At 69.7% G+C, this 13285-nt stretch carries 11 protein-coding genes; 5 read left to right on the top strand and 6 right to left on the bottom strand.

Going from position 1 to position 13285, the window contains the following annotated elements:
• Position 1: 1 nt before the first annotated feature.
• The 3 genes from UAJ10_RS04595 to UAJ10_RS04605 all read left to right on the top strand — a co-directional run bounded on the left by UAJ10_RS04595 (position 2) and on the right by UAJ10_RS04605 (position 4880).
• On the top strand, positions 2-994 hold the full coding sequence (locus UAJ10_RS04595; RefSeq protein WP_322914182.1) for an HlyD family secretion protein: 993 nt from the start codon (positions 2-4) through the stop codon (positions 992-994).
• A gap of 170 nt (positions 995-1164) precedes the next feature.
• A complete protein-coding gene (locus UAJ10_RS04600) occupies positions 1165-2655 on the top strand; it encodes a tetratricopeptide repeat-containing glycosyltransferase family protein (protein ID WP_322914183.1) in 1491 nt (496 codons plus the stop codon).
• Complete coding sequence (locus tag UAJ10_RS04605; protein ID WP_322914184.1) at positions 2652-4880, top strand: tetratricopeptide repeat protein; 2229 nt, start codon at positions 2652-2654, stop codon at positions 4878-4880. The genes UAJ10_RS04600 and UAJ10_RS04605 overlap by 4 nt, the downstream gene beginning before the upstream one ends.
• A gap of 269 nt (positions 4881-5149) precedes the next feature.
• Here UAJ10_RS04605 and folD read toward each other — a convergent pair whose 3' ends face one another.
• On the bottom strand, positions 5150-6097 hold the full coding sequence (folD, locus tag UAJ10_RS04610) for a bifunctional methylenetetrahydrofolate dehydrogenase/methenyltetrahydrofolate cyclohydrolase FolD (RefSeq protein WP_416235341.1): 948 nt from the start codon (positions 6095-6097) through the stop codon (positions 5150-5152).
• Positions 6098-6297: 200 nt separating this feature from the next.
• Between folD and fucP the strand changes: the two genes are divergently transcribed.
• Both fucP and UAJ10_RS04620 read left to right on the top strand, forming a co-directional pair.
• Complete coding sequence (gene fucP / locus UAJ10_RS04615; RefSeq protein ID WP_322914185.1) at positions 6298-7632, top strand: L-fucose:H+ symporter permease; 1335 nt, start codon at positions 6298-6300, stop codon at positions 7630-7632.
• A 10-nt stretch (positions 7633-7642) separates the two neighbouring features.
• Positions 7643-8449: an amidohydrolase family protein gene (locus UAJ10_RS04620; protein ID WP_322914186.1), complete on the top strand. Its 807-nt coding sequence runs from the start codon at positions 7643-7645 to the stop codon at positions 8447-8449.
• Here the strand turns inward: UAJ10_RS04620 and UAJ10_RS04625 are convergent.
• The 5 genes from UAJ10_RS04625 to UAJ10_RS04645 form a co-directional block, all read right to left on the bottom strand.
• Positions 8446-9777 (bottom strand): phospholipase D-like domain-containing protein, encoded by a 1332-nt coding sequence (locus tag UAJ10_RS04625; protein WP_322914187.1) that lies wholly within the window; start codon positions 9775-9777, stop codon positions 8446-8448. The two genes, UAJ10_RS04620 and UAJ10_RS04625, sit on opposite strands and share 4 nt — an antisense overlap.
• Positions 9778-9924: 147 nt before the next feature.
• Positions 9925-10653, bottom strand: coding sequence for an SDR family oxidoreductase (locus UAJ10_RS04630; RefSeq protein ID WP_322914188.1), 729 nt, complete (start codon positions 10651-10653; stop codon positions 9925-9927).
• An 11-nt stretch (positions 10654-10664) separates the two neighbouring features.
• Entirely contained in the window at positions 10665-11861 is a 1197-nt protein-coding gene (locus UAJ10_RS04635; protein ID WP_322914189.1) for a UxaA family hydrolase, read from the bottom strand.
• Position 11862: 1 nt separating this feature from the next.
• A complete protein-coding gene (locus tag UAJ10_RS04640; RefSeq protein WP_322914190.1) occupies positions 11863-12168 on the bottom strand; it encodes a UxaA family hydrolase in 306 nt (101 codons plus the stop codon).
• Positions 12165-13208 (bottom strand): aldo/keto reductase, encoded by a 1044-nt coding sequence (locus tag UAJ10_RS04645; protein ID WP_322914191.1) that lies wholly within the window; start codon positions 13206-13208, stop codon positions 12165-12167. Before UAJ10_RS04645 ends, UAJ10_RS04640 begins: the two co-directional genes overlap by 4 nt.
• Positions 13209-13285 lie beyond the last annotated feature (77 nt).

Here is a 13285-nt window from a genome sequence, read left to right on the forward strand (position 1 = left end):
TATGCGCAGCCTCATCACCGCCCTGACCCGCCTGGCCGTCACCCTGGTCGTGGTCGCCATCGCCGCCCTGGTGGGCTGGCGTTTCTGGATCTACTACATGGAGGAGCCGTGGACCCGCGACGGCCGGGTGCGCGCCGACATCGTGGGCGTGACGCCCGACGTCTCCGGCCTGGTGGATGAGGTGCTGGTGCATGACAACCAGACCGTGACCAAGGGCCAGGTGCTGTTCCGCATCGACCGCGCCCGCTTCACCCTGGCGCTGCAACAGGCCGACGCCGCCGTGGCCGCCAAGAAGGCCAATTTCGACGAGTTGGTGCTGGAGCGGAATCGCTACCAGTCGCTGAGTGCCTCCGCCGTGTCACGCGAGAAGCAGGAGCAGACGGTGGCCGCCGCCAAGCAGGCCGAGGCCATCTACCTTCAGGCCGTGGCCGACCGCAACGTCGCCAAGCTGAACCTGGACCGGACGGAGGTGATGGCCACCGTGAACGGCTACATCACCAACTTCGATCTGCGCCCCGGCGACTACGTCACCGCCGGCAAGGCCGTGACGGCCCTGGTGGACAGCGACAGCCTGCACGTACAGGGCTATTTCGAGGAGACCAAGCTGGGTCGCATCCATGTGGGCGACCCGGTGACCGTGCGCCTGATGGGTGACCCGAGGGCCTTCACCGGCCATGTGGAGAGCGTGGCCGCCGCCATCGAGGACCGCGAACGCACGGACGGCAGCAACCTGCTGGCCAACGTGAACCCCACCTTCAGCTGGGTGCGCCTGGCCCAACGCATCCCGGTGCGCGTGGTGCTGGACAACCCGCCGGCCGACCTGCGCCTGATCCCCGGCCGCACCGCCACGGTGGCGGTCGTAGGCTCCGACGCCGTGCTGAAGACGCCCCTGACCAAGCTGCCCCATCCGACGCCGCAGGGCGCCCAGCCCCAGGCGGCCCCGGCAGCAGAACCCCAGCCGGCGGCCCCGGCCAGCAAGCCCAAGGCCCGGTGAAGCGGTCGGCCGGGACGTGTATGAGGGGGGCGGTGCCGAAGGGCGCCGCCCCTTTCATTCCAGGACATGACGTCGCAGGCCAATAGTCCCCGACAGTTGACGGGCCGCACCCCGTTCAATGATCCAGGCGCCCCGTGGGCGGGTGCCCGGTATAGGGGGCAATCGGCATCATGCGATGGGCATCCGGCACGACGACCGTGCCCACGGACGGCATGCCCGATGCCGAGGCCATCCGGCGCGCGATCCTGCGCCTGGAGGGCGTGGTGGCGGACAGCCCCACCGCCATCGACGCGCGCTTCCACCTGGGCGTCCTGCTACAGGCCCACGGCCGGCGGGACGAGGCGGTGGCGCAGTACCGCCAGGCCCTGGCGCTGAACCCCTTCGACGCCCGGCTGCACAACGCTTTGGGCATCATCCACCACGACGCCGGCGACCTGGCCCAGGCCATGAGTTGTTTCGAGGACGCTTTGGCCAGCGATCCGGACGATCCCCAGGCCCACAACAACATGGGCCACCTGTTGCAGGTGGAGAACCGGCTGGACGACGCGGTGGCCTTCTTCGACTGGGCGCTGGCCCTGCGCCCGGACTATCCGGAGGCGCTGAACAACGGCGGCGTGGTGCTGCAGATGCAGGGCCGGCTGGATCAAGCCATCGCCCAGTACCGCCGGGCCGTGGCGCTGCGCCCCGACTATGCCGCCGCCCACAAGAACCTGGGCATGACCCTGTTGGCCGCCGGCCGGTACGAGGAAGGCTGGCGGGAGCTCGAGTGGCGCTGGCAGGATCCCCAGCTGGCCGGCGCCCGCCGCCCCTTCACCTGTCCGCAATGGCGCGGTGAGGAGGCGCCCGGCCGCATCGTGCTGATCCATGGGGAGCAAGGCTACGGCGACAGCCTGCAGTTCTGCCGTTACATCCCCCTGGTGGCGGACCGGGGCCTGCGCGTGGTGGTGGAAGTGCCCCCGCCCCTGGTCCGTCTGATGCGCCGGCTGCCGGGGGTTGAGCAGGTGGTGGCCCACGGCCAGGCCCTGCCGCCGTTCGACCTGCATTGCCCGATGATGAGCCTGCCGCTGGCCTTCTGTACCACGGTGGAAACCATCCCGGCGGCCGCGCCCTATCTGGCGGCCGACCCGCCGGAGGTGGAGGCTTGGCGACGGCGCCTGGTGCTGGCGGCGCCGGGCGACGACCGGCCCCGGGTGGGATTGGTCTGGGCGGGGGCGGCCCGCGCCGGCACGCCCGACGTGGCGGTGGCCGACCGCCGCCGGTCCATGGGCCTGGCCGCCCTCACGCCCCTGCTGGATGAAGACAGCGTGCGTTTCATCAGCCTGCAAAAGGGCGCGACGGAGGTGGACGTGCCGGCCCGTCTGGGCGGCCTGATCGACAGCGTGGTGGACTTCGCCGACACCGCCGCCCTGGTCGCCAACCTTGATCTGGTGATCAGCGTCGATACCGCCGTGGCCCATCTGGCGGCGGGCATGGGCGTCAGCGTCTGGCTGCTGAACCGGTTCGATAGCTGCTGGCGCTGGCTGCGCGGCCGGGACGACAGCCCCTGGTACCCCACGACCCTGCGTCAGTTCCGGCAAACGCGCCTGGGTGACTGGGGGGACGTCGTTCAATCGGTACGCGCCGCCTTGGCCGCCACCTTCACCTCTGGGAACCGCCCATGACCGCCCGCCCCGCCACCGTTCCCAAACCGCCCCTGCCGCCGGCGCAGAAGGCCTTCGCCGCCGCGGTGGTACAGCACAAGGCTGGCCGGCTGGAGGCTGCGGCGGTGCTGTACCGCAAGGCGCTGTCGCTGATGCCCCGGCACCCGGAAAGCCTGCACCTGCTGGGCGTCGTCGCCTTCCAGCAGAAGCGCATGGATGAGGCGGTGGCGCTGATCACCCAGGCCCTGGCCCTGAGGCCGGCGTTTCCCGAGGCGCTGAACAACCTGGGCACGGTGCGGGAGGCGCAGGGCGATATCGCTACCGCCGCCGATTGCTTCCAGCGCGCCGTGGCGCTGAAGCCGGACTTTGCCGAAGGATACAACAACCTGGGCAACGCCCTGAAGGCACAGGGAAAGTTGGATGAGGCCCTGGCGGCGCTGGACCGGGCGCTGGACCTGCGCCCCGCCTATGCGGAGGCGCTCAACAACCGGGGTGTCGTCCATCGCCTGCAAAGCCGCTGGGTGGAGGCCGAGGCCGGCTTCCGCCAGGCGCTGGCGGTCAAGCCCGCCTATGTCAACGCCTTCTACAACCTGGGCCTCGTGCTGCGCCTGACCGGCCGGCTGGAGGAGGCCCTGCCCTGGCTGGAGCAGGCGGTGGACCGGTCGCCCGGCCATGCCGAGGCCTGCTTCAACCTGGGCCTCGCCTTGCAGGACCTGGACCGCCATGACGACGCCCTGCCGCACCTGCGCCGGGCGGCGGCCCTGCGCCCCGACGATCCCGTGCCGCACGGCAGCCTGGGCACCACCCTGCAAACCCTGGGGCACGCGCCGGAGGCGCTGCTGTGTTATCAGCGGGCGCTGGCGCTGAATCCTGATTTCGCCGACGCTCACAACAACATGGGCCTCATCCTCTATGTCCACGGCCGCTATGCCGAGGCTGAATCCTGCTTCTCCCGCGCCATCGCGCTGCTGCCCGATAATCCAAAGACCTACAACAACTTAGGGCTCGCTTTTCTGGCGCAGGGCAAAGGGGCGGAGGCGGCCCGCGCCTTCGACCGCGCCATCGACGCCCAGCCCGACTATGCCGAGCCGCACAACAACATGGGCATGGCGCTGCATGCCGAAGGCCAGATGGACCGGGCGCAGGCCAGCATTCAGGCGGCCCTTGCCCTGAATCCGGAATATCCGGAAGCGCACAACAACTTGGGCGCCGTCTTTCAGGCGAAAGGTGAGTTGGACCGGGCCATCGCCTGCTTCCGTCGCGCCATCGCGCTGAAGCCCGACTATGGCGCCTGCCACAACAACCTGGGCATGTCGCTGCTGGCGGCCGGCCAGTACGCGGAAGGCTGGCGGGAATATGAATGGCGCTGGCGCACCCGGCAGATGACGCCCTACGCCCGCCAGTTTCCCCAGCCGCAATGGCGGGGGGAGCCGGCGGCGGGCAAGACCATCCTGATCCATGCGGAACAGGGCCTGGGCGACACCCTGCAGTTCAGCCGTTACCTGCCCCTGGTGGCGGAGCGGGGCCTGACCATCACCCTGGCGGTGCAGCCGCAGCTGGCCCGCCTGCTGCGCCCCCTGCCCGGCGTGGCGCACATCCTGGTGGAGGGGGAACCCCTGCCACCCTTCGACCTGCAATGCCCCATGATGAGCCTGCCGCTGGCCTTCGGCACCACGGTGGAGACCATACCGGCGGCGGTGCCCTATCTGGCAGCCGACCCAGCGGACGCGGCCAGGTGGCGGGACCGCCTGGCCGATGATGGCCCCGGCTTGCGCGTCGGCCTGGCCTGGGCCGGCAATCCCCGGCGCGACCGACCGGAACTGGCGGCCGTGGATCGCCGCCGCTCCGTGGCGTCGGAAACGCTGCTGCCCCTGGCCCAGGTGCCGGGCGTGCGCCTTTACAGCCTGCAGAAGGATGGCGCGCCACCGCCCGGCTTCCCCATGTCGGACCCTATGGCCGAGGTCGCGGACTTCGCCGACACCGCCGCCCTGGTCGCCAACCTGGACCTGGTGATCAGCGTCGACACCTCCGTCGTCCACCTGGCCGGCGGGCTGGGCAAGCCGGTCTGGGTGATGAACCGTCATGACAGCTGCTGGCGATGGTTCCGGGACCGGAACGACAGCCCGTGGTACCCCACCCTGCGCCTGTTCAACCAGACGGCGCCGGGGGACTGGGACCGCGTGGTGGCGGAGGTGCGGACGGCGCTGGCGGATGCGGGTCGTGGTAGAGCAATCGCGTCGCCATGACGAAGGCCCCAACCCACAGTGCCGCAGCATATATAGGCCAAGCGCTGTGAAGAAGCGTGGCTGTGCCAAGCAACGCCAGGTGCACCGGAAAAAACCCGATATAGAGCACCCAGCCTTTCCAGCCTGAGGGGCTTGCCTTAAGGCCTCGAACGGAGAGGGCGCCACGTTGGGGACCGAACCACCCCTTGCGCCAGTCATCGCGCATGAAAAAGCCTATGACCAGATGCCGCATCGACAGCATCCAGCCAGGGGCTTGAAAGGGCAAGCGCTTAGGCGAACTCCGCCACCTCCGCCTCCAGCCCGCGGCTGCGGCAGGCGGCGGTCAGGGTGTTCAGCAGCAGCACGGCGATAGTCATGGGCCCCACGCCACCCGGCACGGGGGTGATGGCGCCGGCCACGGATGCTGCCTCGTCATAGGCGACGTCGCCCACCAGGCGGGTCTTGCCGGCGGCGGCTTGCGCGTCGCGGGCGGGCACGCGGTTGATGCCCACGTCGATGACCACCGCGCCGGGCTTCACCCAATCGCCCTTCACCATCTCCGGCCGGCCGACGGCGGCCACCAGGATATCGGCGGTGCGGCACAGGGCCGGAAGGTCGGCGGTGCGGCTGTGGGCGATGGTGACGGTGCAGTCGGCCTGCAGCAGCAGTTGGGCCATGGGCTTGCCCACGATGTTGGACCGGCCCACCACCACGGCATGCTTGCCCTTCAGGCTGCCCAGATGGTCCTTCAGCAGCATCAGGCAGCCCAGCGGGGTGCAGGGCACCATGCCGGGCAGCCCCACCGCCAGGCGTCCGGCATTGACCACGTGGAAGCCGTCCACGTCCTTGTTGGGGTCGATGGCGGCCAACACGGCGTTGCTGTCGATATGGGCCGGCAGGGGCAGCTGCACCAGGATGCCGTGGATGGCGGGATCGGCGTTCAGGCTGTGCACCAGGGCCAGCAGGTCTTCCTGCGTGGTGCTGGCCTCCAGCCGGTGGGTGACGGAGTGCATGCCGGCGGCGTGGGTCTGCTCGCCCTTGTTGCGGACATAGACCTGGCTGGCCGGGTCCTCGCCCACCAGCACCACGGCCAGGCCGGGCTTCAGCCCGTGGCGGGCGGTGAGGTCGGCGACCTTGGCGCCGATGCGTTCCCGCAAGGCCGCGGCGAACGCCTTGCCGTCGATGATGTGCGCCATGACCTGATCCTCCGCCAGCGGTTCCAAGAAGTGGCGGGACATTAGCCGCAGCGCCCTGCGCCGCCAATCCCCCGGACGCGCCCGCCTTCCGAACCCTGCCATGCGGCGCGCTAGGCCCCAAGCCGGCGCCCCGTGATAAGGTGGTTGACCGGCGTTTTTATATTTGACGTATAAATTCATATTTGATGTGCTGAGAGCCAGCCGGGCCGCACGCCGGCCAAAAGAACACCCTGGGAGGGGACATGTCGGACGGCCGCGCGCATCCGCATCAGCACCAAGCCGCACAGCCGAAATGGGCGATCCCCATCGCCCTGATCGTCAGCCTGTTTTTCCTGTGGGGCGTGGCCAACAACCTGAACGACGTGCTGATCGCGCAGTTCCGCAAGGCCTTCGACCTCAAGGATTGGCAGTCGGGCCTGGTGCAGTCCGCCTTCTACCTGGGTTATTTCTTCTGCGCCATGCCGGCGGCCCTGTTCGCCCGGCGTTACGGCTACAAGGCGGCCATCGTCCTGGGCCTCGCGCTCTATGGCATCGGCGCGCTGCTGTTCTATCCGGCGGCCGAACTGCGGGCCTACAGCGCCTTCCTGGGCGCCCTGTTCGTCATCGCCAGCGGCCTCGCCTTCCTGGAAACCTCCGCCAACCCGCTGATGACCGTGCTGGGCGATCCGGCGGGGGCGGAGCGGCGGCTGAACCTGGCCCAGGCCTTCAATCCCCTGGGCTCCGTCGCGGGCGTCCTGGTGGGGCGGCAGTTCATCCTGTCCGGCGTGGAATACACGCCGGAGCAGCTGGCGGCGCTGTCGCCCGAGGCGCTGGCCCGGTTCCGGGATACCGAGGCCATGGCGGCCCAGTCCTCATACCTGGTGCTGGGCCTGCTGGTCCTGCTGTGGGCCGTGGTGGTGGTCGCCGTGCGCTTCCCCACCCTGACCGACGGGCCGGAGGAACGAGTGGACGCGGCGGCGGCCGGTGATGGGGGCGGCTTCCGCCGCCTGCTGGGCCACCGACATTTCCTATTCGGCGTGGTGGCGCAATTTTTCTACGTCGGCGCCCAGGTGGGGGTGTGGAGCTTCCTGATCCGCTATTCCCAGCACGCCCTGCCGGGTACGGGGGAGAAGACGGCCGCCGCCTACCTCACCCTGTCCCTGGTGGCCTTCATGGCCGGGCGCTTCACCGGCACCGCCCTGATGGGCCGCGTGCCCGCGGAACGGCTGATGGGCGTGTTCGCCGTCGTCAACGTCGTGTTGTGCCTGGTGGGGGCGTTTGGCGGCGGCTGGCTGGGGCTGGGCGCCATGATCGCCACCAGCTTCTTCATGTCCATCATGTTCCCCACCATCTTCGCCCTGTCGCTGCGCGGCCTGGGGCCGCTGACCAAGCTGGGGTCCTCCTGGCTGGTCATGGCCATTATCGGCGGTGCCGCCATCCCCGTGGTCATGGGCCGTGTGTCGGACATGGCCAACATCGCCGTCGCCATGGTGGTGCCGGGGGTGTGCTTCGCCGTCGTCGGCGCCTTCAGCCTGGCGGGGCGCGCGGCGCCGGCGGGTGAGCGTGATGAGCGCCTGAAGGTCGTGGCCACGCACTGAGGCGCCCGCCATGATCGACGCCCACCAGCACATCTGGCGTTTGGGGCGGCACGGGCACAGCTGGCCCACGCCCGACCTGGCCGTGATCCACCGCGACCATGAGGTGGCGGACCTGGAAGCCCTGGCCGCCCCCGTGGGCATCACCGGCAGCGTGCTGGTGCAGTCCCAGCCCTGTGATGAGGACACCGACTTCCTGCTGGAGGAAGCGGCGCGCCAGCCCTTCGTCCTGGGCGTGGTGGGCTGGGCCGATCTGAAGGCGGCGGCGGCGGCGCGCATCGCCGCCTTGGCCGCCCGGCCCAAGATGCGCGGCCTGCGCCCCATGCTGCAGTCCCTGCCCGTGGATTGGATCGCCGATGCGACCGTCGACGCCGCCGCCCGGGCCATGGTGGCCCATGGGCTGGGCTTCGACGCCCTGGTCCTGCCGCCCCACCTGCCCGCCCTGCTGGACTTCGCCCGCCGGCACCCGGACTTGGCCATGGTGATCGACCACGGCGCCAAACCCTACATCGCCCGGGGGGAGATCGACGATTGGGCCGCCCGCATGCGCGACCTGGCCACCCTGCCCCAGGTCCATGCCAAGCTGTCCGGCCTGCTGACCGAGGCTGGCGACCGAACGACCGCGGACGCCCTGAAGCCCTATGTGGACGTCCTGCTGGATGCCTTCGGCCCGGACCGCCTGATGTGGGGCAGCGACTGGCCGGTGCTGAACCTGGCGGGCGACTACGCCGGCTGGCTGGCCATGGCGCGCGATCTGGTGCCGGCCGGGGCGCATGAGGCGGTGTTCGAGGGCACGGCGCGGCGCTTCTATCGTCTTTAAAGAACTTCCTCCACCAGCCGGGCACCCCACTCGCCCAGACGCTCGTCCAGGCCGCGATGGCGCCAGGCCTCGGGTTCTATGGCGCGGGCGTGGGTCAGGTCATGCTGGAACATGGCCTCCATCTCCTGTCCGAATCCGGCGCCCAGGACCACGGCGTTGATCTCGTTGTTGAAGGCCACGCTGCGCCAATCGAGGTTGGAGGAACCGACGGTTGACCAGTCGCCATCGATGACGGCGGTCTTGGCGTGCAGGATGGCGTCCGCGTACTCGTAAATGTGCACGCCGGCGGCCAGCAGATCGCTGTAATAGCCGCGCCCGGCCATGACCGACAGGGGGCTGTCGCTGGGCCCCGGCACCAGCACCGTGACGTCCACACCCCGCCCCGCCGCCTGGATCAACGCCCGCGCCAAGTCCGGCGTCGGCACGAAATAACCGGTGGTGAGGTGGATGGACCTGCGCGCCAACGTGATGGCCACCAGCAGGCTGCGGTAGATCAGTGGCCGCCCCTCCGTCGGCGCTCCGCTCAAGGCCTGCAGGACGATGTCGCCCGGCCGGGTGCGCGGGGTTGGCGGCGGCGTGTTCAGGGCCGGGGCGGTGTCGGGCCCCTGGGCCTGGCGCTGCTGTTCCCAGGTGTCCGCGTACAGGCGCTGGAACTCCGCCACCACCGGGCCGGCGATGCGCACGTCGGTATCGCGCCAGGGGCGCTGTTCCGGGTCCTGGTTCTCCGCCCCCGCGCCGACGTGATGGCGGCGGTCGTAAACCTCGCTGATGTTCACGCCACCCACGATGGCGACGGCGTCGTCCACGATCAGCAGCTTGCGATGGTCGCGGCGGTTGACATCCAGGGTCAGCAGCGTGCCGGGATCGACCGGGTTGAAGACCAGCAGGTTCACCCCACCCTGGCGCAGGCGCTCGAACACCTCCTTGGGCGTGTCCTGCGAGCCCCAGGCGTCGTAGATCAGGTTGACCTCAACCCCCTGCGCCCGCTTGGCCACCAGCCGTTCGGCGAAGCGGGAGCCCTCGACCCCGTCGAACTCATAGCTTTCCATGTCGATGCGGATGCGGGCGCCGTCTATGGCGGCGTCCATGGCGGCATAGGTCTCGGTGCCGCTGCGCAGCAGGGTGACGCTGTTGCCGCCGACGAAGGGCGCGCCGCCGATGATCTCCCCCTGCCGGCGCAGCAGATCCAGCCGGCTGGTCGCGTCCGCCGTGGCCAGCGCCCGGGCGATGTCGGGATCGGCCGAGGGCAGCGTGGCGCAGCCGGCGAGGCAGCCAACCAGGGCAAAGGCGATAAGGGCGGGTTTGACGAAGCTGAGGCGGGGCGGCATGGCCGGATCGTGCCACCGCCGCCGCCGGCCGGCCATTGCGACCAGCGGCGGAACAGGGCCCGATTTCCGGCTTAGATAGGCGTACTACCAGTGGCGGAGGCCAGCGCATGCCGGCGCCCGGCGAGTGAGGGCCATTTGATGAACTTCTCAGGCCGTCCAGCCACCGTCGATGACGTGGATGGCACCGGTGGTGAAGGAGGAGGCGTCGCTGGCGAGGTAGAGCGCCAGTTCCGCGATCTCCTCCGCCCGGCCCAGGCGGCCCATGGGCTGGCGGGCGACGAAGGCGGCCTGTGCGGCGGCATAATCGCCGGTGGCGGCCAGGCGTTCATCCAGCGAGGGGGTGTGCACCGTGCCGGGGCAGATGGCGTTGCAACGCACGCCCCGGCCCACGAAGTCGGCCGCGACGGCCTTGGTCAGGCCGATGACGGCGGCTTTGGTGGCGCCATAGGCGAAGCGGTTGGGTACGCCCTTGATGGAACTGGCGACCGACGACATGTTGACGATGCTGCCCCTGCCCGCCTCGAGCATGCCGGGCAGGAAGGCGCGGATGGTGCGGTACATGGCGCTGACGTTCAGGTCCCAGGAAAAGTCCCAGGCGGCCGCGTCGCACTCCAGAATGGTGCCGGCATGGACGAAGCCGGCGCAGTTGAACAACACGTCGATGGGCCCGACCTCCGCCGCTATGGCGGCCACGTCCGCGTCGCTGCGCACGTCCAGCCGATGGGGACGGCAGCCCGCCATCTCGGCCAGCTTGTCGGTGTTGATGTCGGTGGCGTGGACGGTGGCGCCCTCACGCGCGAACAATTCCGCCGCCGCGCGGCCGATGCCTTGCGCCGCCGCCGTCACCAGCGCCGTTTTGCCTTCGAGACGTCCCATAGTAATCTCCCTTAAGCGGCCCGCGTGGGCAGGCAGGCGGGGCCCACCGGCTCGAACGATTTGTAGGTCAGGATGAATTCCTGGTGGCCCAGGGCCTCGGACACGGTGCGCTCGCCCGCCGCCGCCGCCTCGACCAGGCCCAGGATCTCGGCCCCCACCTCATCCAGCGTGGCCTTGCCCTCCAGGATGCGGCCGGCGTTCACGTCCATATCCTCCGACAGGCGGGCGTAGGTCTCCGGGTTGGCGCAGACCTTGATGACGGGGGAGATGGCGGAACCGACGACCGAGCCGCGTCCGGTGGTGAATAGGATCACGTGGCTGCCCGACGCGATCAGTTCCACGATCTCCGCGTTGTCGGAAATGTTGGGGAAGCCGAAGCGCGGTTCCCCATCCGGTACCACGTCCATCAGGTACAGGCCGCCCGTGGGCGGGATGTCGCCCGGCTTGATCAGGCCGCTGATGGGGGAGGAGCCGGACTTGGAATAGGCGCCCATGGACTTTTCCTCCTGGGTGGTCAGGCCGCCCTCGGCGTTGCCGGGGGCGAAACTGCCGAAGCCCATGATGGTGTAGTAGCGCTCCGCCTTCTGCACGCAGGCCTCGATCTCCGCCCCCAGTTCCGGCGTCACGGCGCGGTCGGACATGATGCGCTCACAGCCCACCAGTTCGCCCGTCTCCTCGAAGATGCAGGTGGCGCCGGCCTCGACCAGCCAGTCGAAGCAGCGGCCCACGGCCGGGTTGGCGGTGATGCCGCTGGTGCCGTCGGACCCGCCGCAGATGGTGCCCACCACCAGCTCATGCCGGGCCATGGGCACCACCGGGGTCTGGCCGGCGATGGCCTTCAGGCGGGCCACCGCGGCGCGCCCGGCCTCGATGGTGGCCTTGGTGCCGCCGGCCTGCTGGATGACCAGGGTTTCCACCGGCCGGCCGCTGGCCGCCACCGCCTGGCGCAGCGCCTCGCGGTTGAAGCTCTCGCACCCCAGGGACAGCAGCAGCACGCCACCCACGTTGGGGTGGGTGCACAGCTTGCTCATGATCTGGAAGGCGTAGCTGTTGGGATAGCAGCCGGGGAAGCCGATCAGCTGCACGTCCATGTCATCGCTGAGGGTGACGATGCGGCGGGCCACATGGTGGGCGCATTCCACCAGATAGGCCACGACCACGACGTTGCGGATGCCCTTGCGGCCATCGCTTCTCAAGAAACCGCGCATTTCAATGGCCTCCAACGACTTGCCGGGTATGGCTAGCGATGTAGTCGCTTTTCATGTTGTGCATGTGGACATGGCCGCCGATATCCACCGCGGCGGTCATGGAGCCGATGGGCGCACCGTATTTCAGCACCTTGTCCCCTGGCGCCAGGGCGCGGCGGGCCAGCTTGTGGCCCACGGTCACGTCCTGGACGGCGGTGACAGGGGCGCCATCGATGTCCAGGGCGTCGCCGGCGCGGATGGCGGCGCGGACGACCAGCACGTTGTCATCCGGATGCAGCAGGATGAGGGGGGAGATGGGCGTGCTCATGCGGCCTTCGTCGCGTTGGGGGTGGGAACGGGGGCGTCCGGGTGCAGCAAGCCGTCGGCGCGTAGGGCCCGCCACAACTCCGGCGGAATGACGGTGTCCATCAAGGCCCGGGTTTGGGCCACCTGCGCCGCGTCCGCCATGCCGGGGATGACGCTGGCCACCACCGGATGGGCCAGGGGAAACTGCAAGGCGGCGGCGGCCAGGGGCACGTCGAAGCGGTCGCAGGCCGCCTCCAGCCGGCGCACGCGGTCGATGACGGGGGCCGGCGCCGGTTCATAATTGTAGTACAGCGGCGCGGCGCCCCGGGTACCGTTCACCAGGATGCCGGAATTGTAGGGGCCGCCGACGATGACCCTCACCCCGCGCGCGGCGCAGGCGGGGAAGAAGGCGTCCAGCGCCGTCTGCTCCAGCAGCGTGTAGCGGCCGGCCAACAGAACGACGTCGAAGTCGGCATGGCCCATCGCCTCCAGGCACACCTGCCACTCGTTGACGCCCAGGCCGATGGCGCTCACCGCCCCCTGCTCCCGCAACTCCCGCATCGCGCGGTAGCCGCCCTCCAGGAAACGGCGGAAATGCGTGGCGTGGCCGTCACCATGGGTCATGGTGCCCAGGTCATGGGCCAGCAGCAGGTCGATACGCTTCCGCCTCAGCCGCCGCCGGCTTTCGGCGTAGGACCGCATGACGCCGTCATAGCTGTAGTCGAACACCGGTTCATAGGGGGCGGCGTCGGCGAAGCCATGCCTCACCTGTCCCGCGCCGGCGCCGACCGGGACCAGCACGCGGCCCACCTTGGTGGAAACCAGCAGTTCCTCACCGGGGTCCAGCTCCGCCAGCGCGGCGCCCAGGCGGCTCTCGCTGAGGCCGAAGCCATAGTGCGGCGCGGTGTCGATATAGCGGATGCCGGAATCCACCGCCGCCGCGACGGCGGCGCGGGCCGCCCCTTCCTCCACCCGTTGGTACAGATTGCCAATGGCGGCCGCGCCGAAACCCAGCGGGGGCAAGGGCGGGCATGTCGGGGTGAAGGAAGAGGATGCGTCCATTGGGGCCTTCCCGGAGCGGGGCGACTTTCCATTCATATACGAAATCGCCTTCCGCATATAAAATCATCGTCCCCTTA

Source organism: Nitrospirillum guaranorum (assembly GCF_034653275.1).
In the GTDB taxonomy this organism is placed as follows: Bacteria; Pseudomonadota; Alphaproteobacteria; order Azospirillales; family Azospirillaceae; genus Nitrospirillum.

Excerpts from the sequence above, each read along its gene's own strand:
- UAJ10_RS04640 (WP_322914190.1), bottom strand. The coding sequence starts at position 12,168 with ATGAGCACGCCCATCTCCCCCCTCATCCTGCTGCATCCGGATGACAAC.
- UAJ10_RS04600 (WP_322914183.1), top strand. The coding sequence starts at position 1,165 with ATGCGATGGGCATCCGGCACGACGACCGTGCCCACGGACGGCATGCCC.
- UAJ10_RS04620 (WP_322914186.1), top strand. The coding sequence starts at position 7,643 with ATGATCGACGCCCACCAGCACATCTGGCGTTTGGGGCGGCACGGGCAC.
- fucP (WP_322914185.1), top strand. The coding sequence starts at position 6,298 with ATGTCGGACGGCCGCGCGCATCCGCATCAGCACCAAGCCGCACAGCCG.
- UAJ10_RS04645 (WP_322914191.1), bottom strand. The coding sequence starts at position 13,208 with ATGGACGCATCCTCTTCCTTCACCCCGACATGCCCGCCCTTGCCCCCG.
- UAJ10_RS04605 (WP_322914184.1), top strand. The coding sequence starts at position 2,652 with ATGACCGCCCGCCCCGCCACCGTTCCCAAACCGCCCCTGCCGCCGGCG.
- UAJ10_RS04635 (WP_322914189.1), bottom strand. The coding sequence starts at position 11,861 with ATGCGCGGTTTCTTGAGAAGCGATGGCCGCAAGGGCATCCGCAACGTC.
- UAJ10_RS04630 (WP_322914188.1), bottom strand. The coding sequence starts at position 10,653 with ATGGGACGTCTCGAAGGCAAAACGGCGCTGGTGACGGCGGCGGCGCAA.
- UAJ10_RS04595 (WP_322914182.1), top strand. The coding sequence starts at position 2 with ATGCGCAGCCTCATCACCGCCCTGACCCGCCTGGCCGTCACCCTGGTC.
- folD (WP_416235341.1), bottom strand. The coding sequence starts at position 6,097 with ATGTCCCGCCACTTCTTGGAACCGCTGGCGGAGGATCAGGTCATGGCG.
- UAJ10_RS04625 (WP_322914187.1), bottom strand. The coding sequence starts at position 9,777 with ATGCCGCCCCGCCTCAGCTTCGTCAAACCCGCCCTTATCGCCTTTGCC.